The 22,129-nt window shown below is 37.8% G+C and carries 17 protein-coding genes and 3 tRNA genes; 11 read left to right on the forward strand and 9 right to left on the reverse strand.

Features of this window, described 5'->3' with window-relative positions; all coding sequences use genetic code 11:
• Positions 1-47: 47 nt before the first annotated feature.
• Together C0W29_RS10535 and C0W29_RS10540 are read right to left on the reverse strand one after the other, a co-directional pair.
• Entirely contained in the window at positions 48-428 is a 381-nt protein-coding gene (locus C0W29_RS10535; protein WP_036795142.1) for an AzlD domain-containing protein, read from the reverse strand.
• 14 nt (positions 429-442) lie between these two features.
• Complete coding sequence (locus C0W29_RS10540) at positions 443-1,231, reverse strand: AzlC family ABC transporter permease (protein WP_045041510.1); 789 nt, start codon at positions 1,229-1,231, stop codon at positions 443-445.
• A 326-nt stretch (positions 1,232-1,557) separates the two neighbouring features.
• Here C0W29_RS10540 and C0W29_RS10545 point away from each other — a divergent pair, with 326 nt between their 5' ends.
• The 3 genes from C0W29_RS10545 to C0W29_RS10555 all read left to right on the forward strand — a co-directional run bounded on the left by C0W29_RS10545 (position 1,558) and on the right by C0W29_RS10555 (position 4,044).
• Positions 1,558-1,938, forward strand: coding sequence for a Rid family detoxifying hydrolase (locus C0W29_RS10545; RefSeq protein ID WP_045044404.1), 381 nt, complete (start codon positions 1,558-1,560; stop codon positions 1,936-1,938).
• A 52-nt stretch (positions 1,939-1,990) separates the two neighbouring features.
• Positions 1,991-3,280 carry an L-cysteine desulfidase family protein gene (locus C0W29_RS10550; RefSeq protein ID WP_045041508.1) on the forward strand — a complete coding sequence of 430 codons (1,290 nt, stop codon included), beginning with the start codon at positions 1,991-1,993 and terminating at the stop codon, positions 3,278-3,280.
• A gap of 98 nt (positions 3,281-3,378) precedes the next feature.
• Positions 3,379-4,044: a helix-turn-helix transcriptional regulator gene (locus C0W29_RS10555; RefSeq protein ID WP_045041507.1), complete on the forward strand. Its 666-nt coding sequence runs from the start codon at positions 3,379-3,381 to the stop codon at positions 4,042-4,044.
• Between the two features lie 81 nt (positions 4,045-4,125).
• Here C0W29_RS10555 and C0W29_RS10560 read toward each other — a convergent pair whose 3' ends face one another.
• A complete protein-coding gene (locus C0W29_RS10560) occupies positions 4,126-5,526 on the reverse strand; it encodes an APC family permease (RefSeq protein ID WP_045041506.1) in 1,401 nt (466 codons plus the stop codon).
• Positions 5,527-5,957: 431 nt separating this feature from the next.
• Here C0W29_RS10560 and C0W29_RS10565 point away from each other — a divergent pair, with 431 nt between their 5' ends.
• From C0W29_RS10565 to C0W29_RS10580, 4 genes are read left to right on the forward strand one after another with little or no spacing between them, the layout of a single operon-like run.
• Positions 5,958-6,602, forward strand: coding sequence for a TetR/AcrR family transcriptional regulator (locus C0W29_RS10565; RefSeq protein WP_045041747.1), 645 nt, complete (start codon positions 5,958-5,960; stop codon positions 6,600-6,602).
• A 46-nt stretch (positions 6,603-6,648) separates the two neighbouring features.
• Positions 6,649-7,614 carry an HlyD family secretion protein gene (locus tag C0W29_RS10570; protein ID WP_235869014.1) on the forward strand — a complete coding sequence of 322 codons (966 nt, stop codon included), beginning with the start codon at positions 6,649-6,651 and terminating at the stop codon, positions 7,612-7,614.
• Complete coding sequence (locus C0W29_RS10575; RefSeq protein WP_045041504.1) at positions 7,604-8,530, forward strand: ABC transporter ATP-binding protein; 927 nt, start codon at positions 7,604-7,606, stop codon at positions 8,528-8,530. Before C0W29_RS10570 ends, C0W29_RS10575 begins: the two co-directional genes overlap by 11 nt.
• On the forward strand, positions 8,506-9,636 hold the full coding sequence (locus C0W29_RS10580) for an ABC transporter permease (protein WP_235869015.1): 1,131 nt from the start codon (positions 8,506-8,508) through the stop codon (positions 9,634-9,636). The genes C0W29_RS10575 and C0W29_RS10580 overlap by 25 nt, the downstream gene beginning before the upstream one ends.
• 64 nt (positions 9,637-9,700) lie before the next feature.
• On the opposite strand, the gene C0W29_RS10585 is transcribed toward C0W29_RS10580, so the two are convergent.
• Positions 9,701-10,285 carry a hypothetical protein gene (locus C0W29_RS10585; protein ID WP_045044406.1) on the reverse strand — a complete coding sequence of 195 codons (585 nt, stop codon included), beginning with the start codon at positions 10,283-10,285 and terminating at the stop codon, positions 9,701-9,703.
• A gap of 190 nt (positions 10,286-10,475) precedes the next feature.
• Positions 10,476-12,053 (reverse strand): alkaline phosphatase, encoded by a 1,578-nt coding sequence (locus C0W29_RS10590; protein WP_045044407.1) that lies wholly within the window; start codon positions 12,051-12,053, stop codon positions 10,476-10,478.
• Positions 12,054-12,305: 252 nt separating this feature from the next.
• On the opposite strand from C0W29_RS10590, the gene C0W29_RS10595 reads away from it, so the two are divergent.
• The 4 genes from C0W29_RS10595 (at position 12,306) to C0W29_RS10610 (ending at position 21,238) form a co-directional block, all read left to right on the forward strand.
• Positions 12,306-13,367 carry an FAD:protein FMN transferase gene (locus C0W29_RS10595; protein WP_045044408.1) on the forward strand — a complete coding sequence of 354 codons (1,062 nt, stop codon included), beginning with the start codon at positions 12,306-12,308 and terminating at the stop codon, positions 13,365-13,367.
• Positions 13,368-13,533: 166 nt separating this feature from the next.
• Positions 13,534-16,791 (forward strand): M66 family metalloprotease, encoded by a 3,258-nt coding sequence (locus C0W29_RS10600; protein WP_045044409.1) that lies wholly within the window; start codon positions 13,534-13,536, stop codon positions 16,789-16,791.
• A 207-nt stretch (positions 16,792-16,998) separates the two neighbouring features.
• Entirely contained in the window at positions 16,999-18,162 is a 1,164-nt protein-coding gene (locus C0W29_RS10605) for an efflux RND transporter periplasmic adaptor subunit (RefSeq protein WP_045041500.1), read from the forward strand.
• On the forward strand, positions 18,149-21,238 hold the full coding sequence (locus C0W29_RS10610) for an efflux RND transporter permease subunit (protein WP_045044410.1): 3,090 nt from the start codon (positions 18,149-18,151) through the stop codon (positions 21,236-21,238). The genes C0W29_RS10605 and C0W29_RS10610 overlap by 14 nt, the downstream gene beginning before the upstream one ends.
• A gap of 66 nt (positions 21,239-21,304) precedes the next feature.
• Here C0W29_RS10610 and C0W29_RS10615 read toward each other — a convergent pair whose 3' ends face one another.
• From C0W29_RS10615 to C0W29_RS10630, 4 genes are all read right to left on the reverse strand, one after another.
• Positions 21,305-21,649 carry a hypothetical protein gene (locus C0W29_RS10615; protein ID WP_036795116.1) on the reverse strand — a complete coding sequence of 115 codons (345 nt, stop codon included), beginning with the start codon at positions 21,647-21,649 and terminating at the stop codon, positions 21,305-21,307.
• Positions 21,650-21,791: 142 nt separating this feature from the next.
• Positions 21,792-21,868 (reverse strand) — tRNA-Val (locus C0W29_RS10620).
• 44 nt (positions 21,869-21,912) lie between these two features.
• A tRNA-Val gene (locus tag C0W29_RS10625) sits at positions 21,913-21,989 on the reverse strand.
• A gap of 44 nt (positions 21,990-22,033) precedes the next feature.
• Positions 22,034-22,110, reverse strand: a tRNA-Val gene (locus C0W29_RS10630).
• Positions 22,111-22,129: the final 19 nt, after the last annotated feature.

The following is a 22,129-nucleotide window of genomic DNA, read 5'->3' on the forward strand; positions in this document are numbered from 1 at the left end:
AAAGAGAGAGTGTAACATTTATTATTATAGAGGGTCTGTAATATTAATTAGCACATAAGGTGATGAAAAAAGTGCATCATAGGATCAAGGTAAGTTTGGAATAAAATTAATGAAATCAAACCACCAATTACAACCCAAATAAGACCAAAGCGTAAACTAATCATTGTACAAACAATTGCTGCTAATAATTTAGGGTTTTCAAGATTAAAAGCAAAGTTAGAACCTTTTCCTAAAATTTCAACTGCAATAATCGCGGGTAAGACGGTAACAGGAACAAAGCGTAATGTTTTCTTAAATCGCTCTGACATATTAAAGCGACCAGCCATACCAATGACAGCAAAACGAATAATAAAAGTCGCGGCAATCATCGCTAATGATAAATAAAGAACATAATCATTGTCTAAAGCAATATGTGCGTGAGTATGCATGGTTATGATCCTTATTATTTATTTATAGTAGTTGTTGATGAAAGAGTCTGTTGGTATTGCTGCTCGTCAGCTAATTCTTGCAAGATTACTTTTTTTGCTTCTGCTTTAAGTTCAGCTTCCATTTTTTCTGTTGAAATATCCATTTTGTAGCCAGCGAAAACACCAACGATTGCTGCAATAACAAGACCTAAAGAATAAGGTAATCCTGATAATAAAATACCAGTTACAGTTGCAATAACAGCAGCGACAATACATTCGCGCTTTTTCACTTGTGGGATAACAATCGCAATAAAGGCAGCGACCATCGCAAAATCTAGACCATAATCGGCAATGTGTGGGAATGAAGAACCAATCATTGCGCCACAGAAATCAGCGACTACCCAGTTAACCCAAAAACCAAACATTGCTGCTAAATAAAACCATTTACGGCCTGGCTTTTCTAATTTCATCTCGCCAATGGTTGCTGCATACACTTCATCGGTTAAACCATATGACATCAACATCCGTGTTGGCATGTTGTATTCTTTTACATATTCAGATAATGAGGCGCTATAAAGAATGTGGCGTAAATTAATCACAAAGGTGGTGACGAAAATAACAATAATTTCTGTTGATGATTGTACTAAGCCAAGCGCTACCATTTGTGCAGATCCTGCAAAAACAGTTAATGACCATAATGTACTTTGTAGAACAGACATACCGGCATTAATACTTATCGCACCAACAATGAAGGAGAAAGGAAACGCCCCCACGCAGAGAGGAAAGATAGCTTTTAGTCCTGCTTGTATTAATTGTTTCTTCATGAGCGGCCTACTTTAATTATTGTGTCTAATTCAAAAATAATTGCAGAAAATAAGTCTGCGCTATTTTTTTGCTATTTTGTTTTGTGCAAATATATTTGATTTAAATGGCTTTTGCAATTAAAGCTATGGTGGTTACACGATACGAATTGGCTGTTTTTAGTTATTTTATTGAAAACATATCGCTTAACCCCTGATTACTAACAACTTAATGCTATTATTTTAAAGTTGGAATTTATGATCTCAATAATGGTTGCAAATAAAGTTGCACAAATTTATGTTTGAAGGTTAAACTAAATTTGAATTTTAGATAAGAAGAGATAAAAAACATGTCAAAAGTAATCACATCAAAAAAAGCACCTGACGCAATCGGTCCTTATTCTCATGGTAATACATTTGGTGACTTGATTTTTACATCAGGCCAACTACCTGTATGTAAAGAGAAAGGTGGCATTGTTGATGGTGGTGTTGCTAATCAATCTCGTCAATCTCTAGAAAACTTACGTTCAGTTATTGAGGCTGGCGGTGGTGATATGGACACCGTTCTTAAAACTACATGCTACTTAGCAAACATTGAGGACTTTGCTGCTTTTAATGCGGTTTATGCTGAGTTCTTTAAAACAGAATGTCCGGCACGTAGTTGTTTTGCTGTTAAAGATTTACCAATGGGTGCATTGGTTGAAGTTGAAGCAATTGCATACCGTAAGTAACTCACTCATAAAATAATAATTAAAATAATTAGCATCAAGAAGGGTCATCAATATGAATACACAATGGAAGCAATACAAAAAAATCATTAATACTGTAGTTAAGCCAGCATTTGGTTGTACTGAGCCTATTTCAGCAGCATATGCGTCAGCAGTCGTTGCTCAACTACTTGGTCAGGAAGTTGAAGAATTAACGGTTCAGGTTTCAGACAACTTGTATAAGAACTCAATGGGTGTGTTTGTTCCAGGTACAGGTAAGATTGGTTTGTTAATTGCTTCTGCTGTGGGTGCAATTGGTGGTAATCCTGACGGTGGTTTGGAAGTTCTAGTTGATATTACTCCTGAAGATGTAGAAAAAGCACAGCAACTTATTGATGCAGGTAAGGTTCATGCTGGCCGTAAAGATGTTGAAGAGTTTATTTACTGTTATGCGGAAGCAAAAGCAGGCGGCAACATTGCAACTGTTGAAATTAGTGGTGGTCATACGCAAATCATCAAAAAGACCCTCAATGGTGAAGTTGTGTATGATACAACGACATTAAATGGGTGTGAACAGCAGCAAAAATCAACGGCTTCTGTGTGTGATGATATTGATATTTCTATTGCTGGTATTTATGAGTTTGCGACGCAAGCCGATTTTTCAGATATTGAATTTATTCTAAAAGCTCGTGAGTTAACTGTCGCGCTTTCTAATGAAGGTTTAGATAATGAATACGGTCTGCAAGTTGGCCGTACCTATCTAAAAAATATCGAAAATGGTCTATTAGGTGATGGTCTAGCTAATCGTGCAGTGATGCGCTCAGCTTCTGCATCTGATGCACGTATGGGAGGCGCTAAATTACCAGCAATGAGTAATTATGGTAGTGGTAACCAAGGTATTTGTGCTTCTATGCCTGTAATTGTATTTGCTGAACATTGCAAAGCAAGTGATGAGCAGTTAGCCCGAGCGCTGGTTATGAGTCACTTAGGTGCGATTTACATGAAATCTTTCTACCCACCGCTATCACCATTCTGCGGCTGTGCAGTTACTAGTTCGGCTGCATCAATGGCGATGACTTACCTACAAGGTGGCTCATTTGAGCAAATTTGTTTTGCTATCCAAAATACACTTAGTGATACCACTGGTATGTTCTGTGATGGTGCTAAGTCAACGTGTGCGATGAAAGTAAAAAGTTCAACAAGTTCTGCTGTTATGAGTTCACTGATGGCGATTGATAACCATGAAGCCCATGCTCAAGGTATTATTGCAAATGACGTTGAAACAACGATTCGTAACGTAGGTCGAATGGTAACTGAAGGCATGGTAGATACGGATAGAACGATCATTAATATTATGTCAGCTTAATTACAGCGACTTAACCGCCTAACTGATATCAATTCATGAAAGTGGATAATGTCAGGGGCGGTTTTTTTGTATCTATAATTTAACTAAGAGGCTTATGAATGTTATTAAGGAAATTAACTTCAAGCGATTATCATATTTTACAGGCCATTGAAAATATTGTTGATGGTATTGCCGCAATGCGAGGTGAACATACTGAAGTTCTACTTCACAGCTTAGATATTCGTAATCCATCAATAATGAAAATTGCTAATGGCCATATTACAGGGCGTGAAGTAGGTGCGCCCATTACTAATCTTGCTTTGATTAAGCTTAATGAAGGTAAAGATATTTCAGATGCTTATGTTACTAAATGCCCTGATGGTAAAACATTACATTCTATTACTACTATTATTCGTAACCATCAACAACATCCTATTGGCATGCTATGTGTAAATACTAATTTAGACGCGCCTTTTCAATCAATGATTCAGTCACTCTTGCCTAATATTGCCCCTAATAATGATCATGGATTCACACCAGAAACGTTTGCCCGCAATAATGATGAAATGATGCATAGTGCTATTGAGTCTATTCGTGACCAAGTGATGAATGACGATGATATTCCACCGTCAAAGAAAAGTCGTGAGATTGTTACGCGTTTAAATGAGCTCAGTATTTTTGATTTAAAAGACAGTGCTCAGATCACAGCTCAAGGTTTACATATTTCGATACATACTGTTTATCGATACTTACGTGAATTACGCCATCATGAAGCACTACATTAATATGGTGGTTATCATAAAAAGCCGTAGCATTAAAAAATAATGCTACGGCTTTTTTAATATCATCACATTATAGAATAGCGATTAGGCATATTTAAGTTGTTTATTTCGATAAATAATAGCGGCAATAGCGGGTAGGCTAAAAATAATAAACCCTGAAATTAATGCAATTGCGGCCGTACTTTTATTAATGCTTGAAGGTACATCAAAAGAAACAAAAATAGTGACAAAACAGCTGATTAGTCCTAGTGTCGAGGCCACTAACATTCCGTATTTTCCACCTGGGACACGGAAAGGGCGATGTATATGCTTATGCTTACGACGTGATGCTAAGAAACTGATGAAAATACAAATGTACATAACCATGTAGAGTTGAGTCATCAGAATATTTAGTAGCCACATACCTTGGTTGACGTTAGGTACTAATACAAAGACTAGTGATAGTAAACTAACGATAGCCCCTTGTAGTAACAATAGTGGTACTGGCGCTTTATTATGATTTTCTTTAGATAAGCGCATAGGCATAAACTTATCTTTAGCAGCGACGTGTAAACTTTTAGTTGGAGCAATAATCCAATTGTTCAAACTAGCAAGGCTACCAAACACAATCGCAAGTGCAATCACAGGGAGTAAGAATGGCAAATTCATATCTTCAAAGAAGGTCTTAAATGCCAGAATAATACCTTCACTTAAACTTGAATTATTATGCGAAACGACAGCTGCGATAGATAATGAACAAGCCGTTAGCGACACTAAAATCATTATTGTAGAAACTAATAATGCCTTAGGGTAGGCTTTCTGCGGGTTCTTAACTTCATTGGCATAAGCTGTTGTGATTTCAATACCGGTTAACGATAAAACAACGGCGGTAAAACTAGCACCGATACCGCTTTGTGAAAAGTCAGGCAGCCAATCTGAAACATGACGTAATGAGATATGTGATGCTTCTGGGTTGGTATACGTCCAATAGCCGCCTAATGCAATGATTAGCAAAATAGGGAAAATAAGACCAATCATCCCAAAGACATTTGTGATCAGTGATGATAGGCGTAAACCAAAAATATTAACTAAGGTCAGTGCCCAAAAGATGACATTAATCATCACTAACATGAAAATATTATTTTCTGCTAAATGGGGGAAAAATGGATAGGTACCAGTGGCAACAATAAATGATATTAATGGTGGATAATAGACAATATTTTCAGCGTACTGATACCACACTGTCACAAAACCAAAGTTATGACCTAATGTTTCTTTACCCCAAAGGTAGACCCCGCCTTGTTTAGGATAAGTAGTGCTCATTTCGGCACAAACTAATGCTGTTGGTACAAAAAAGCATAATCCCGCAAGCATAAAAAAAGAAATAGCATGGCTGCCAAAGAGTGCTGCTCCCGGTAAATTACGGATACTATCTACCGAGGTTATCGTGATCATAATTATCGAGAAAACGCTTAGCTTTGCAGCAGATTTTGCGATATCGCCCATTAAAGGCCCTCAGGTTAAGTCCGCAAAATGTGTTGTAAAACAGCAAGCAATGCGGTGTTTAAAAATAAAAAAGAGCAGCATTTTAGAGTTTGTAGCCTATATGGGTATATAGGCAAAAATGACATATTGATTATCAAAAATGGTAATAAGGATTCAGTATAGTAAATGATAAGTATATTTATTATACATTTTATCCAATATGGCTATGTTAGTGTTATAACTTAATGAATTATAGATATATTTAGTTGTGGGTTTTGTGGCTTTAAATAATATATAAATCACTGTGATTGATGATTCATATTGATGGATAGCCACTTTTAAAATGATTAATTAATCATTTTAAGATTATTTGATTAATTATTTGTTTATAAAACAAACAACTTGGATTGTATAATTAAACAAATGATTAATTATAGAGGTTATGGATGAGCATAGCAGTAGATAAACGTAGTAGCGGACGCCCCAATATTGATATTAATGCTCGACAATTATTAATCTATCATGCTCGAGAGTTATTTTTAGCGATGGCTTACGATAAAGTTTCAACGCGTATGATCGCTCAAAAATCAGGGATAAATGTGGCGATGATTCGTTATTACTTTAACTCTAAAGATGGTTTATTTGAAACGATGGTTAGGGAAACATTGGCACCCATCCAAGATTTAATACAACAATCAATGGTAGACAAAAATTCCGATAGCTTATTTGACTTAATGCGGATGTATTATCGTGTTATGACTGTAAATCCTGCCTTTCCACGACTTATTTTTCAATTAATGTATTTGCCTAGTACAAATAAGCAGCGTCAATTAATGGAAAAGATATTTACTGAAATAACTCAGCCTTTACAGCGCAGAATTTTTGAGCGACTCGCCTTGCAAGGGGTCATGCGTCCTGATTTAGATCCTTGTTTATGTAAGGTTTCTTTTATTAGTTTAATGGTATTTCCTTTTATTGCACCACCAATCATGCTTAGTATTCAAGGTGTTGATGTAAATGAGGATTTTTTTATACGCTTACTTGAACATAATCTTAAAGTTATTGCTGGTGGACTATTATTGCCAAGAGAAGAGTAATAATAGCGGTATTTAAACGAACATTATTTGGTCAATGGAGTTGATTATGAAATGCTTATTTTCCCATTATTATATTTATATTTCTTTATTACTCGTTTTGTCTGGCTGTAATGATCAACGTGGAACATTAGCATTAGGAACGATTGAGCGTGATCAAATTGCACTCACTGCGACAGCGAATGAAATTATTACTAGCCAGCCGATGACTGAAGGTAGCACCATTAAAAAGGGCGAGGTAGTGGTAACGCTGCAATCACAACAGCAACAAACTCGAGTGGCTAAAGCTCAGGCTGTACAGCAACAAGCACAAGCTTATTTACTTCGTTTAACCAATGGTGCTCGCCCAGAAGATATTGCAGCCGCACAAGCGGAAGTTGAACAATATCAGGCTAATTTTACCGATAAAAATCTTGATAATCAGCGTATAAAGCAGCTGTTTGCGAAGAAAATGGTTTCAACTGCTGAGCGAGATAGAGCACAGACACAGCGAGATATTGCTCAATCTGAACTGCAAACCGCGATTAATGGGTTGAAAAAAATAGTCAGTGGTGAGCGTATTGAAGATATTAAACAAGCACAAGCAGTTTTAGTGGCTGCAATTACTGATGTAACCCTGCAAAAACAAATTTTGCAAGATTACACAATAGTTGCAACTCGCAACGGTATTGTTGAAAGTCTGCCTTATCATGTTGGTGATCGCGTTATGACTAATACAACGGTTGCTGTTATTACGACTAACACAACGCCTTATGCGCGTATTTATGTGCCTGAACCTTATCGTGTAAATATAAAAGCTGGCAGTATATTAACGATACATGTAGATGGAATTCAAAAGCCTTATCAAGGCACTGTTCGTTGGATAGCAACAGTGCCTTCTTTCACGCCTTATTACACCCTCAATGGTAGTGATAAAGCACGTTTAGTGTATTTAGCAAAAGTGGATTTCCCTGACAGTGGGCGTGAGTTGCCTGCTGGTGTTCCTGTACAAGTGGAGATGCCACATGAGCGATAATGCGATTATTGCGACTAATTTAACCCGTAAGTTTGGGGATTTTGTGGCGGTTGATAATCTTAATTTAGTCGTACCCAAAGGAACGATATATGGTTTCTTAGGGCCGAATGGCTGTGGCAAATCCACCACACTGAGAATGTTAACGGGATTATTAACTCCAACCTTTGGAACAGTGAATGTGCTTGGACTCGATATTCCTCGTCAGGCAGAGCAATTACGGTTACGTATTGGTTACATGACTCAAAAATTTTCGTTATATCAAGATCTAACCATTCAAGAAAACCTTGAATTTATGGGGCAGATCTTTGGTATGACAAAAGTACAACGTCAACAACGGGTTCAGCAGCAATTAATTACTTATGGACTCGATCAGCGAGCTAACCGACGCGCTTCTGAATTAAGTGGTGGTCAACGACAGCGGCTGGCTTTAGCTGCAGCAACGATACATCGCCCTGATTTATTGTTACTTGATGAACCAACATCTGCTGTTGATCCTGAAAATAGACGGGATTTTTGGGAGCAACTATTTGATCTTTCCGATCAAGGTACCACTATTTTAGTAACAACCCATTATATGGATGAAGCGGAACGTTGCCATGGGTTAGCCATTATGGAAGCGGGTGTCGTACGTGCTAACGGTACTCCAAACGACCTTATGGCTGCAATGGCTGTCACGGTTGTTGAAATAGAAGCTGAGCAATTACGCCAACTTAAAGCTAAAATTATACAGCTTTCTCCAGTACGATCTGCTGCTCAACTTGGAGTGAGGTTACGGGTATTAGTGTCAAAAGAAATTGATGATCCTATTGGTTGGCTACAAGTAAAAATACCGTCCTTAAGCCAATCAGTTATGAGCATAAGTCGTCCCAGCCTTGAGGATGTTTTTGTAACATGCACAGGAGAGAGGCGACAATGATCACTCGCTTATGGCTTAGCTTGTTGCGGATCAATGCAATTGTTATTAAAGAGTTACGTCAGCTCAGTCGGGATCGTATTACTTTCGGTATGATCGTAATGATCCCATTGATTCAATTGTTATTATTTGGTTACGCTATCAATACTAATGTGCGAAATGTTCCTACTGCGATAGTTGATCAGAGTCATTCTGCGACTGGACGTATGTTAGTGGAGTCCATTAAAGCGACTCAGGTAGTTGATGTTATCGCGAGTTATGCAACCCCTCAGCAAGGCCAACAAGCGATAATGGATGGTAAAGTGAAAGCGGTATTAGTGCTCCCGCCTGATTTTCAACGACGAATAGCAAAGCAACAGCCATTAGGACAATGGCTTGTTGATGGATCAGATGCACTGATCAGTTCTACTATCATGCAATTACAAAAAATGCCATTAACAGCGGTGCTCCCACAACGAAAAGTACAACCAGATAATTTTGAGGTAACGCTGTATTTTAACCCTGAACGACGTTCAGCAATCAATATTATTCCTGGGCTACTTGGGGTGATACTGACGATGACAATGATTTTATTTACCTCGGTTGCTATTGTACGTGAACGCGAGCAAGGAAATTTAGAACTACTGATCACGACGCCAATTCAGCCTTTAGAGTTAATGCTAGCTAAAATTACGCCGTATATTTTTATTGGCATTATTCAATCAATCATTATTTTAGGATTGGGATACATTATTTTTGATGTGCCAATTAATGGCTCCTTAGGACAAATATTTCTTGGAACATTACTGTTTATTCTTGCTAGTTTAACGCTGGGTTTAGTTATTTCGACTAAAGCGACGACACAGTTACAAGCGATGCAGATGACTATTTTTATTTTATTACCGTCAATTTTACTGTCAGGGTTTATGTTCCCCTATGAAGGTATGCCTGTTATCGCACAATGGATTGCCGAAGTATTACCAACAACCCATTTTATACGTATTATTCGTGGCATAGTGCTGCGAGGTGCAGATTTAGTGGATTTGTGGCGTGATACATTATGGTTAATTATATTCACAATCGTAGGGCTAATTGTCGCCTCGATACGATTTAAGAAAACGTTGGATTAATACTTAGTAAACCTACAGTAACTTTAATCAAGGTTAATATAGGTTTACGATGTCCAATATAAAATTAATTATTGAATAACTGGTAACTCTTGGCCATTTCTTGCGGAGCAATACCATATTCATAATTAGCAAGGTAACCATCTTTGTAGACTTTCATACCGTTTGTATTCCAACTCACTTTAATCGTCGCAGATTTACCATCCTTACTGCCGAGTAGTGTCAGCATTTCTTCGGTAATTTTAATGGCTTTGATGCTTTTAATTCGATTAAAGGGTTTGAATTCTGTTGATTGTGGCAATGCCCCATAGGTTTTTAGCCAGCTTTTTTTAGGTACTAGCCATTGATTATAAACGTTATCAATAATTGGTTTAGGCATACTCGCAATAACGATATCATCAGTAATTATATTTTGTGTTTCTAAAATATAGCTTCCTTTGCCATCAGAGATATAGGTTGGAAAAGGTGTCTGTAGTTCTTTCTTGTGTGCTAATCGTCCAAAGGTAATACCTTTTTTAACAAATAATTGAGCGTGTTCGAATTGGCTCATAATCTCTGGTATTTTTTGAAATTCAACGGGTGTATTTGCAAATGAAAGAGAAGAAAAAGTAAGAGAGACAGCAACAGATGTTAAAGAAAGTATTGTTTTCATTAATATAAAGACTAAAAGGAAAGTGCTGCAATCATAAGGAGTTGGAGATAATGCAGCAATGAAATTAGGTTTGAGTTAAATCATTAATGTGATATTGCGCATAGTGATAGTTTTTTGCAGTTTATGCGATTTACCTCGGCGGTAGAAACATAGAGTTAATCCACCGAGGCTGGTTAATATATCATCAAAATCACTTTACTTGGTTTTTAATGAATTCACCAAGTTGTGAGTGATGCATAATTTTAGAAACCGGTAAAATAGTCGCAGCTGGCCCCCATGCAAATACATTGACCGGGGTATGAGTGTGAGTACCTGTTCCCCATACAATATTTTGTTGGGTTGCTTGTGCTCGTGCAATCAGGTTGGCGCGATCGTTATAAGGAAAAAAGGCATCAAAATCGTGAACAGCAGGAATATCAGTGGCAGATAGATAGCTGTGATCATCTGTATGATAAGGATTCACTTTATCGGTTAATATTGCGCTAGCTTGTGCTTCTGTAATTGGAAATTCGCTATTATTATTAATGATATTTGCTAAATTTTGAGGTGTTTGCTGATCTTTATTTAGCTTATTTAATGCTGCTAGCATATTGGCATAACTCATTTTTTGCTTATAAAGGTCATCTAAAATAGTAAATGCTCCAAAATTAAAGTTAGGCGCATAATCTTGGTTTTTAAATGCTTCACCACTGCGTTTTTGCGGCTGTGGTAATTGATAGCCAGAATAACTGAAGCCGAATGAGCCTGTTTCATGGTCTGCTGTAACTATGATTAACGTATCATCACGGCCTTGTGCCCATTGATAGACAGATTCAACTGCCTGATCAAATTTAATCATTTCATGGAGCATAGTGCCAGCATCATTACTGTGCCCAGCCCAATCAATTTGTCCACCTTCAACCATTAAGAAAAAGCCATCTTTATCTTTTGATAGAATATTAAGAGCCTTGTCGGTCATTTCTTTCAATGTTGGCTGGGTGCGTTGAGGATCATTGAGGGTTGCACTGTTTTCAATGCCGTCATTCATACCTGAGTTTGCAAATAAACCTAATAACTTATTCGTTTGTGATTGTTGTAACATGTCTTTATTAAACGCTAATGTATAGCCTTGTTGTTGAGCTTCTAATAATAAATTACGTTCATCTTTTCGTTTCGATTTTAAAGAAATGTTTGTTGCTGATAATGAAGGAAGCTGTTTAGATATTTCAGTTGATGTATTTGCAGATTGTGGAATCCAATGTCGCAGACCACCAGATAACATTACATCAACGTTTGTGGCTAATAAATCTGAGGCAATTTCATTTTCTAGCGAACGATGAGGTTGATGAGATGCAAAAGCTGCGGGTGTTGCATGAGTCATACGGGTATCAGAAACGAGCCCTGTTGCTTTCCCCATTCGTTTGGCTTTTTCTAAAACAGTTTCCAGGCTATTACCATTTGCATCAATACCAATGACTTCAGATGCAGTAATTACTCCTGTCGCTAACATCGTTGCAGAACAAGCTGAGTCAACCACAATGGCATCACTTGGGTGGGTGAGTGATGCACCGATGACACCTTGTTGTGCCAATTTGTATAATGCAGTTTTTTGACCATTATAAATTGAATGTGGAGCAAGATCGGCATAGTTTTCTAATAATCCAACTTGCTGAGGCCCCATACCGTCACCAATCATTAAAATAATATTCTTAATTTCAGTCGAGTGCGCAGTTGATGAAATGGTTGCTGAAATAACGATTGCTGCTAGAGATTTAATTAATGTAGTCACATTTAACCCTTGTTGTGCGAGTAATTTTTAGCAATTACAACAGTGGTTGATGACAAAAATATGGCATTTTTACTGCGAAAAAAAGATAGTTTGAAGAACTATTTAAGTTATCGATTATTGATGCGTTGGTATTGCAGATGAACTTCATTCTTAATTGGAATCTAATGGGGTGATGTTATTTGTTTATGGTCTAGCGATCTGTCAGCGCTATTGTTAGACTTCGGCCATTATTTAGATAGGTAAGGTCGTTTTATGTTCACCCATTCGCCAAAGTTGTTGTCAAAGCGAAGCTATGTTGCCGCGTTGTCATTATCTGCCATTGTTATGTTGTCTGGTTGTAGTCAAGCGCCAAAACTACAAAAGATCACCGGTTTTGCTGAAGGCACTAGTTATCATGTGACATATTGGTCAAAACAGGATGTACCTGTTGCGAAGGTAACTGAACAATTTAACAAAAAGCTAGCAGCGATTGATAAAGAATATTCAACCTATCGTAATGATTCTTATATTTCTAAGTTTAATCACAGTACGTCGACGCAATGGCAACCAGCTTCTAAAGATTTTATTTATATGTTGTCGTTAGCGAAAAAGTTAAATAAAGATAGCCACGGTTGCTACGATCCAACGATTCAGCCATTGTATAAATTGTGGGGATTCCAAGGCGAGACCCTAAATGTACCGTCAGCAGAGCAAATTGCGGCGATTAAAAAAGATATTGGTATTGATAAGATTGAAATTGATCCAGTGAACTTACGAATTAGAAAAACCATTCCTCAGTTACAGATTGATTTATCATCAATGGGAGAAGGTTATGCGATCAGTCAGTTAAGTAAAATTTTAGAAGCTGATGGCGTTAATAATTATTTGGTTGAGTTTGGCGGTGATATGAAAATTAAAGGCCGCAAACTTGAAGGTCAAAAGTGGCGGGTAGCTATCGAACAACCGATAGCGTTAAAAGATGGGATTCGACCTTATACTATCGTTAATATCAATGCAGAAGATGGTGTTTCATTAAATACATCGGGTACTTATCACCATAATTTTAAGGATGGTAAAAAAGACTATTCTCATATTTTAGATACTAGAACTGGTGCACCGGTAACCCATAATTTAGTTTCAGCCTCTGTCTTTGGTCATAACCCTATTGTTAGCGATGCTTGGGCAACCTCAATGTTATGTTTAGGTCCAGTAGAAGGTAAAGTTGTTGCCAACGAGCAAGATTTGTCAGTTTATTTTATTCAAAGTGAAGGTAAGACATTTAAAAGTTCTGAAAGTAATGCTCTCAAAAGTAATAAACGCGTCACTCTAAGCTAGTTAGGTAGTTATTAATACCTCGTTATAATTATGGCGAGGTATATTCTGCTTATAGCCACCTGCCCATAATTACATTTGGTTACAATGTAAGTTAATTAATGCTTTCATATGATTAATGCTTATAGATTATATTATTTTAAATTATATATAACTAAGTGTAGCAATAATGAAAGTAAAATATTTAGCGAGTATTTTCCCGGTGCTGATGATGTCAGTTTACGGTAATACCACCATAGCAAATGAGGTTACGACAGGTAAAATCTATTTTAATCAGAAAGAGTTACCGTCTGATACCCAAGGTACTTTACCCGGTAATGTTAGCCTCGCACAAAGTGTGATTATGCAATCTGTGAATAAAATTGCAGATGATCGCCAACCACATTTAGTCTCATTACGAAAAGCATTGGTATTGTTTGAACCAAGTGTTGGCGAGATTATCAGTGATGAATCTATTACATTAATCGCGAAAAATACACGCGGAGAAGTGGTTCATCAGGTATTGATGCAATCGCCACAGAACTTACCAAAGATTGTCGGTCAAATAGATCAGCAATTAAACATTACTAAACCGGACGTATTTTCGCATACTGTTTCTGGTAATGGACCACTACACGCCATTCAAGGTGAACAAGGTAAAGCAGTCTTTAAAGCATTATTGCTTGAGCATGATGCCATTAATGTAACGACGAGTGATGGTAGTTGGGCGCAACACTTTATTCTAGCCGATGATCCTGCTTTTAATAATAAAACGGTAACCTTTACCTCTTGGGCGGGTTATAACTCTACGATTACGTACTCTCAAGGTACAGATACTATTAGTAATGGTAATGAGCTAACTTATAAAAATATAGATGGTATTTGGTATGCAAAAGCAGATCAGGATATTAACCGTATTGCTTATAGTGACAAAGCTTATTCAGCTATTTTACCCGCAGAAGCCGTGTTACCCGGATTACAATTATCATTTGTGAGTGAAAGTGGTAAAGAAGGCCTAGTCAATGAAATTAGCGTTGGTGCGTATACGCATTTAATTTTAAACGCAGTCGATATTGGTCTATTAACACCACCAAGAGATGAGTTTGTCTTTATTAAAGATCATGAACTTCAGCGCCAATATTTTCAAAATACTCAAATTAGTAAGCTGACAGTTAACCCTTATCAAGCTGTTCACCTAACAGAAATCATGCTACCTGATGGTCGTTTGTTAGTGGATGTCGATCCAAGTACAGCTGATGCTTATGGCAGTGACTCGCATTATCGTATTGCACGTGAATTAATTTCTTCTGGTATTAATAGTGCGAACTATGGCGTTAACTCTTCTAGTGTTAGACCACAAAGTCAGTGGAATATTGATGCGGTTTATCATGCAGCACAAGTTACTGTAAATAACTCTCGTGGTAATTATAGTAGTGGTGTGATTAACCACGGTTTATTGGGGTCTTATCGCGGTGTTGCTTCTGTTGTTAGTTCAACAGGGAATGAATTTAGTCACGAAGTCGGTCATGAGTTTGGTGTCGGTAATCATTACCCTGGTGGCTTTAAAGGCGCTGTCCATAATAGCTCAATAAATAAAAACTCAACTTGGGGATGGGATGTTCATAAAAATCTCTTTATTCCTAACTTTAGTAAAGGGATTAATAACCAAACATCATGTTATGAGGGTGAATGTGCTCAGCCATTTGCCGGTCATAGTTTCGGGTTTGGTACTATGTCTGGTGGTTGGCCACAACATGCAAAATATAATGCCTACACACTTCATACTCCTTATGAATTAAGTATTTTCCAAGATTTCCTAGAAAATAAAGCCAATTTTGATGCTTTATCGCCAACAGGTTTCAGTAAATGGAACCACGAGCTACAGCAAATGCAGCCATGGACAAATAGTGCTGCTGATGATTTAGCCTTTGTTATTAAGTATATAAGTGATAACGACAGCCTAAATCAATTTGGTGAACAGAGTGATAAATTCCAGACGTTACTCGCACAAGCGGATGCAGTTAAACTTGGTCTTGGTAATGGTTATTGGGCGCGTGATTTTTATTTACCAACCGATGATAGTCTAGAAGGTAAAATAATTAGCTTTGAATCATGGGCAGGTTGGACTGCGTATATTCATTATAATCAAACGACAATAGCGTTAAATCATAGCAATAAATATGCGTTTAAGTTTATTAATGGCCAGTGGCAAAGTGTTGATAGCGATATTTTAAATAAATCAATTGAGTTAACACCTTATAAGCAAGGCATTCCTGTAACAACACTGGTCGGTTATTACGATCCTGATAAGACGCTTCCAAGCTATATTTATCCTGCCTTACATGGTGCTTATGGTTCTGTATATGCTGATGGTTTTACAGACTCTTCGTGTCAATTAGATGTGTTTACTCGTAATGGTGGTACCAAAACTTTTAATCTACATAATCGCCGTTTACAAGCAGGAATGATGAATCGTTTCCATATTAATATTGAAACGGCCTTACAACCTTATCAAGCGGAAGTACGTTGTGGTAATGAACAACTTGATAGTTTAACGATCGAGCCTGCTAGCGTCACTTTAAAGGCTCAGATTACAACGACGGAAGCAGGGGAAGCGCCGACTATTTATGGTGTAACTGATGTAGTGATTCAGCAAGGTCAGTATTTTGATGTAATGGCTGGTGTGTCGGCTATTGATGATTACGATGGTGATGTAAGTGCCTCAATTGTCGTTGAGGGTACTGTTGATAATACTACTGCAGGCTACTACTCATTAACTTATAAAGCTTATGATAGTGCAGCATCAGAAACGGTTACGGTTAGACAGGTTGAAGTGTTTAGTGAAAAACCGACTTTCTCGGGTATTAATGATAGTACGATTACTTTAGGTGAAATGTTTGATCCGCGTATCGGTGTGCAGGCTATGGATGCTGAAGATGGTGATTTAACGGCAAATATTCAAATTTCAGGTAGCGTAAATACAGATATTACTGGTAGTTATGTATTGACTTACCAGATAGTGGATAGTGCGAGTCATATTGTAACTGCGACACGTACGGTAACCGTTGAAGGTGAACCCGCATGTGACAATCTATGGTTAGCAACGGCAACTTATGTTGCTGGTGATCAGGTATCGCATAAAGGTGCATTATGGCAAGCTGGCTGGTGGACCCAAGCAGAAGAACCAAGTACTACTGGCGAATGGGGGGTTTGGAAACAAATTGCAGATAGTGGTTGTTCTATTCCAAAACCAGAGATCACACCGCCAGTTGAGGGAGAGTATCCAGCTTATCAAGCTAATGGAAATTATAAAGCAGGGGATAAAGTAACTGCAATTGATGGCAATATTTATCAATGTAAGCCATGGCCAGCAACAGGATGGTGTAATAACTCAGCTTATGCACCTGGCGATAGTTACTATTGGTCAGAAGCTTGGGTTCAGCTATAACCGATTAAATGTTTTTTAATAAATGAGCGAAAGCGGTGAGTAATCACCGCTTTTTTTATGACATTTTTAAGATAAGCAAATGTATTCACAAGGCAACTATTTGTTATGCAAGGCATAAGTAGCTTTTATATATTGACAGTATTTTAACGAACAATGAGCGTATATTGATACCCTACAGGCATGGTTTACATGAAGTAGAGCACTATTATGGAGTATAAGAGCAGAATTTTAATTGGTGTATTGGTTTTCCCTATGCTGTTTACAACATTATCTTCGTTGGCGAGTGAGCCAGCTAAAACGTCATCAATTCCGATTAAAATTCAGAATATAAAAAATCGAACGTTTAACCAAGACTTTCAGGAAGTAGGTAAAATTACTGCCGTTGATTCTACAGCATTAACCTTTAGTGCCTCCGAAAAATTAATAACAAAATGCTTTCCTGATGGTGCTTATGTTCATAAAGGGGATGTCATTGCGAAACTTGATAGTACGCAGCCAAAAGCAGAACTTCAAAAGTCTGAAATACAAGATGCGATTGAGCGCTCTAAATTACATCGTATGTTAGCGTTGATACAAAAACAGCCTGATGCGATATCAAAGCAAGACATTGAGAATCAACAACTACAAACACATTTAGTACAAGTAGATGTACAACAAAAAAAAGATGCTTTATTGAATTACCAATTAATAGCGCCATTTAATGGTCGTTTGACTAATTTCAAATACTCTATTGGTAGCCGTATTAGTTCTGATGATGTCGTGGTGTCGTTAATCAAAAACGATCCTGTGCAAGTTACCTATTCTATTAGCCAACAAGAGCTAGCTGAAGCGGCATCTAATCAGCAGGTCACTATTTCTGTTGATGCTTATAAAGATAAACATTTCACTGGCGTTGTTAATTACATTGCGCCTGAAGTGGATCCACAATCGGGTCGTATTGATGTTCAAGCAAATATCAAAAATACCGATAAATTACTGATACCGGGTATGTTTGCCAAAGTGACGCAACATTCCGCTAAAAATGTCACTTACCCAATCGTATCTCAAACAGCAGTGATTGTTGATGGTGATAAGCGCTATGTATGGCTTTATGATGGTAAGAGAGTCAAACAACAGCCTGTTGTTCTCGGTGATAACACCAATGATGGTTATGTGGTGATTAAAAAAGGTCTTGATGTAAATGACAAAGTTGTCGTTGCAGGGCAGCAAAACTTAAAACCAGATTCTGTGGTTAAGCTCCAAGCATCCACAGCATCAGCTTTACCGTCATCCTCGGCAGAAAAAACCACGCAACAATCCTCTCCTTCAAATAAACCAATACAAAAAATCACCGATAGCTCAAATCAAGGAGCTAAGCATGAAGCTGCCTGAGGTTTGTATTAAACATCCGATCTATTCGTGTGTGCTCTGCATTGCGATTGTGTTGTTAGGCGTGGTGGCCTTACAAAGTTTGCCAGTGCAATATTTTCCAGATCATCGTGCTCCGAATGCGACGGTTACAGCGAATATTTCAGGCGCAAGTGCGGAGTTTATGTCTGATAATGTAGCGGATAAACTTATTTCTGCCGCGACTGGTTTAGAGTCAGTTAAAAATATGAATACTGACTGCCAAGAAGGGACGTGTACCTTAAAAGTCTTTTTTAAAGATAATGTATCTGATGTGAAATACGCGAGTTTAATGAATAACTTGCGCAGTAAAGTGGAGGCGATTAATAACTTTCCTCCAAGTATGATTGATAAACCAGTGGTAACGGATGATTCTTCAGAAAATGCGCTGCCAAGTAATATTATTACCTTTGTTGCAAAGGGAAAAATAACCAAGCAACAAATGTATAATCTTATTAGTCAGCAACTTATTCCTCAGTTTAGTCATATACCTGGAGTCGGTGGTGTGTGGGGGCCATACGGCGGGAGTAGCCAAGCTATTCATGTTTGGCTTGATCCAGAAAAAATGATGTCACTTGGCATTACCGCTACTGATGTGGTCAGCACGTTAAGTAAATATAACGCCACTTTTACAGCAGGAACAATCCAAGGTCAGGTCCGTGACTTCTCAATTAATCCGGTGAACTCGGTAAGTAGTGTTGATGATGTGCGCAATTTAGTGGTGCGTTACGATAATGGTAATATTGTACGTGTTGATGATGTTGCGAATGTTGTTAAAGACGATGCAAGTTTAACACCTTCAATATTGCATATTAATGGTCAATTAGGGATGTCGATTCAGACATTACCGCTTAAAAGTGAGAACCCAGTTGTTGTCGCTCAGCGAGTTAAAGCTGCGATGGCATCAATGAATATTCCTAGCTCCATTAAAATGAAAATGGTTTATAACCAAGCTGATTTTATTAAAGCCTCGATTGATGAAGGGTTTAAAACATTAATTGAAGCGATTGTATTAGTCGCTGCTGTGGTCGTACTATTTTTAGGCTCAATCCGATTTGCGCTTATTCCATTGATTACGATTCCTGTGTGTGTCATCGGTGTGTTTGCTGTTATGGCTGCTTTGGGTTTTAGTATTAATGTATTAACGATCCTAGCAATTATTCTTGCCATTGGTTTGGTTGTTGATGATGCCATCGTGGTGGTTGAAAACTGTTTTCGGCATATTGAGCAAGGTAAAAAACCGTTAGATGCTGCAATAGCAAGCAGTAAAGAAATTGTGGCTCCTGTTATTGCAATGACCTTAACCTTGGCGACGGTTTACTGTCCGATAGGTTTTATGTCAGGGTTAACCGCTGATTTATTTCACCAGTTTGCTTTTACGCTTGCTGCGGCAGTATTAATTTCAGGTGTTATAGCTTTAACATTATCCCCAATGATGAGTGCTTATATATTAAAACCAGTTATTCATTCACCGGCTTGGTTTGTGTGGGTCGAGGCTAAAGTTAATCAGCTAACAACTAAATACCTACAACTGCTAAGATTCGTTTTTACCAAGAAAAAGTGGTTAGTTGCTATTGCTATATTACTGATAGGCGCGTCAACAGTTGCAGTATGGTGGATGCCTAAAACGTTATTACCAATTGAAGATACAGGTTTTATTTCAGTATCGACTAAATCCCCGTCAGGAGTAGGGCGAGCTTATCATTTGCAAAATAATGCCCAGTTGAATAGTGTCTTTAATGGTGATCCCGCAATTGAAGCTAATATGTCTTATATTGAATCGACGCCTGAAAATCATTTGGTGTTAAAACCATGGGATGAACGGAAACAAAATATTGAGCAAATTATTAGTCGCTTAATGGCAAAAGCTAAAGCGACGGTGTCGGAATATGGTGTTTCGATGTCAGTTCGTTCAGCAGATAATTTGAATTTACCATCAGGCCTAGTACTTGAATTGACCACGCTCAATAAAAATACATTGGCATTAGGTAGTACCGCGACGAAAGTTGAGAAAGTACTAGAGAATTATGCGGGAGTATCCAATGTCAGTAATTCAATGCATCGTGATGTATTACGATTTGATTTAAAAATAGATCAAAATGCAGTGGTGTTATCAGATGTTGATTATGCTGATGTTACTAGTGCGGTATCTACTTTTTTAGGATCGGTAAAAGCCGCGGATCTAAAAATGGCAGATGGCTATACTTACCCGATTCAAGTGCAAGTAAATAAAAAATCATTAGGTGATTTTAAGGTATTAAATAAATTATATGTCTTGTCTAAAACAGGACAAGCACTACCGTTATCGCAGTTTGTAACGATTAAGCAAGTGACTGCTGAGTCTCATATTAAAACGTTTATGGGGCTTGATAGTGCTGAGATTACGGCAGATTTGATGCCTGGTTATAATGCTAGTGATGTGCAGCAATTTGTGAATCAGCATCTGCCTAAGTTGTTGCAAAAAGGGCAGCAATATCAATTTAATGGCGTAGTAAAAGATCTGCAAGATTCTTCGAATGGTATGGTGTTAATTTTCGCTATGGCATTGATTTTTGTATTCTTAATTTTAGCTGTGCAGTTTGAAAGCTTCATTGAACCGTTGATTATAATGTTGACTGTACCACTGTGCTTAGTGGGGGCATTATTAACCTTAAGTGCTTTTGGTCAGAGTCTCAATATTTACTCTAAAATCGGATTATTGACGCTGGTTGGGCTTGTGACTAAGCATGGTATTCTATTGGTTGATTTTGCAAATAAACAGCAACGAGAATACGGCTTAAATGCTTATGATGCTGCTATTGCGAGTGCTAAGTCTCGTTTAAGACCAATACTGATGACATCATTCACGATGATTATTGGTTCGTTACCATTAGCATTTGCGGTAGGACCTGGATCAATTGGACGAATTAATATCGGTCTTGTGCTGGTGGGGGGATTGATATTCGGGACTGTATTTTCGTTGTTTGTTGTGCCAATTGCTTATGTGGTGATGGCAAAAGTAAGGCGCTGGAGTATTAGAGAATACTGGCAACAGTTAACATCAGCCAAGAAAAGTGATTAATACATTATTGATAATGTTATAAGCCACTCTTTATGAGTGGCTTTTTTAATGCTGGAATAGCGTAAATCAATGCTGGAATGTTGCAGCGTCATTATCGCTAGTAGCATTAATATCCCCAGCGGGATTAAGTAAGTGTGGTACGATTTTGGGTAAAATTAATTCAATATCGTTATCTGTTACTGGAGTAATTGCTGAGTCATACCAGCCGAGTAAACCTAATACGGCATAGCCAATTGCATCATCGCTGTCGCGGTGTTCTAGGATAATTTGTAGAAAACGTAAGATAGCTTTGTCGTTTGATTTAGCTTGCACTAATGTTTCTTTAAAAACAGCATTAGCTTCAGTTAGTAAGCCTTCAAATTCAGTATCAATTGATACTTTAAATGAGCCACCATCAACAGTAATTTTCATAGTCATATCGTCAATTATTCTAATAGACTCGAATATTACCCAATTATGGATAGGTTGTCGCTAAACGGGGTTATAGATTGCTATTGTTATGATCCAGATACGAAAAAGCCTGCTAAAAGCAGGCTTTTTCGTATCTAAAAGATGGTGCTCGCTACTGGACTCGAACCAGTGACACCTTGCATGTCATGCAAGTACTCTAACCAACTGAGCTAAGCGAGCAAATTGTACTACTATAAACTGCTGTTAAGCCGTTTATTTGAAAATGGTGCTCGCTACTGGACTCGAACCAGTGACACCTTGCATGTCATGCAAGTACTCTAACCAACTGAGCTAAGCGAGCAAATTGTACTACTATAAACTGCTGTTAAGCCGTTTATTTGAAAATGGTGCTCGCTACTGGACTCGAACCAGTGACACCTTGCATGTCATGCAAGTACTCTAACCAACTGAGCTAAGCGAGCAAATTGTACTACTATAAAC

It is taken from the genome of Photobacterium kishitanii, from assembly GCF_003026355.1.
GTDB lineage: Bacteria > Pseudomonadota > Gammaproteobacteria > Enterobacterales > Vibrionaceae > Photobacterium > Photobacterium kishitanii.

What these genes read in the sequence shown, in the direction of transcription:
- C0W29_RS10535 (WP_036795142.1), bottom strand. Translation starts at nt 428, where the DNA reads ATGCATACTCACGCACATATTGCTTTAGACAATGATTATGTTCTTTAT.
- C0W29_RS10540 (WP_045041510.1), bottom strand. Translation starts at nt 1,231, where the DNA reads ATGAAGAAACAATTAATACAAGCAGGACTAAAAGCTATCTTTCCTCTC.
- C0W29_RS10545 (WP_045044404.1), top strand. Translation starts at nt 1,558, where the DNA reads ATGTCAAAAGTAATCACATCAAAAAAAGCACCTGACGCAATCGGTCCT.
- C0W29_RS10550 (WP_045041508.1), top strand. Translation starts at nt 1,991, where the DNA reads ATGAATACACAATGGAAGCAATACAAAAAAATCATTAATACTGTAGTT.
- C0W29_RS10555 (WP_045041507.1), top strand. Translation starts at nt 3,379, where the DNA reads ATGTTATTAAGGAAATTAACTTCAAGCGATTATCATATTTTACAGGCC.
- C0W29_RS10560 (WP_045041506.1), bottom strand. Translation starts at nt 5,526, where the DNA reads ATGGGCGATATCGCAAAATCTGCTGCAAAGCTAAGCGTTTTCTCGATA.
- C0W29_RS10570 (WP_235869014.1), top strand. Translation starts at nt 6,649, where the DNA reads ATGAAATGCTTATTTTCCCATTATTATATTTATATTTCTTTATTACTC.
- C0W29_RS10575 (WP_045041504.1), top strand. Translation starts at nt 7,604, where the DNA reads ATGAGCGATAATGCGATTATTGCGACTAATTTAACCCGTAAGTTTGGG.
- C0W29_RS10580 (WP_235869015.1), top strand. Translation starts at nt 8,506, where the DNA reads ATGCACAGGAGAGAGGCGACAATGATCACTCGCTTATGGCTTAGCTTG.
- C0W29_RS10585 (WP_045044406.1), bottom strand. Translation starts at nt 10,285, where the DNA reads ATGAAAACAATACTTTCTTTAACATCTGTTGCTGTCTCTCTTACTTTT.
- C0W29_RS10595 (WP_045044408.1), top strand. Translation starts at nt 12,306, where the DNA reads ATGTTCACCCATTCGCCAAAGTTGTTGTCAAAGCGAAGCTATGTTGCC.
- C0W29_RS10600 (WP_045044409.1), top strand. Translation starts at nt 13,534, where the DNA reads ATGAAAGTAAAATATTTAGCGAGTATTTTCCCGGTGCTGATGATGTCA.
- C0W29_RS10605 (WP_045041500.1), top strand. Translation starts at nt 16,999, where the DNA reads ATGGAGTATAAGAGCAGAATTTTAATTGGTGTATTGGTTTTCCCTATG.
- C0W29_RS10610 (WP_045044410.1), top strand. Translation starts at nt 18,149, where the DNA reads ATGAAGCTGCCTGAGGTTTGTATTAAACATCCGATCTATTCGTGTGTG.
- C0W29_RS10615 (WP_036795116.1), bottom strand. Translation starts at nt 21,649, where the DNA reads ATGAAAATTACTGTTGATGGTGGCTCATTTAAAGTATCAATTGATACT.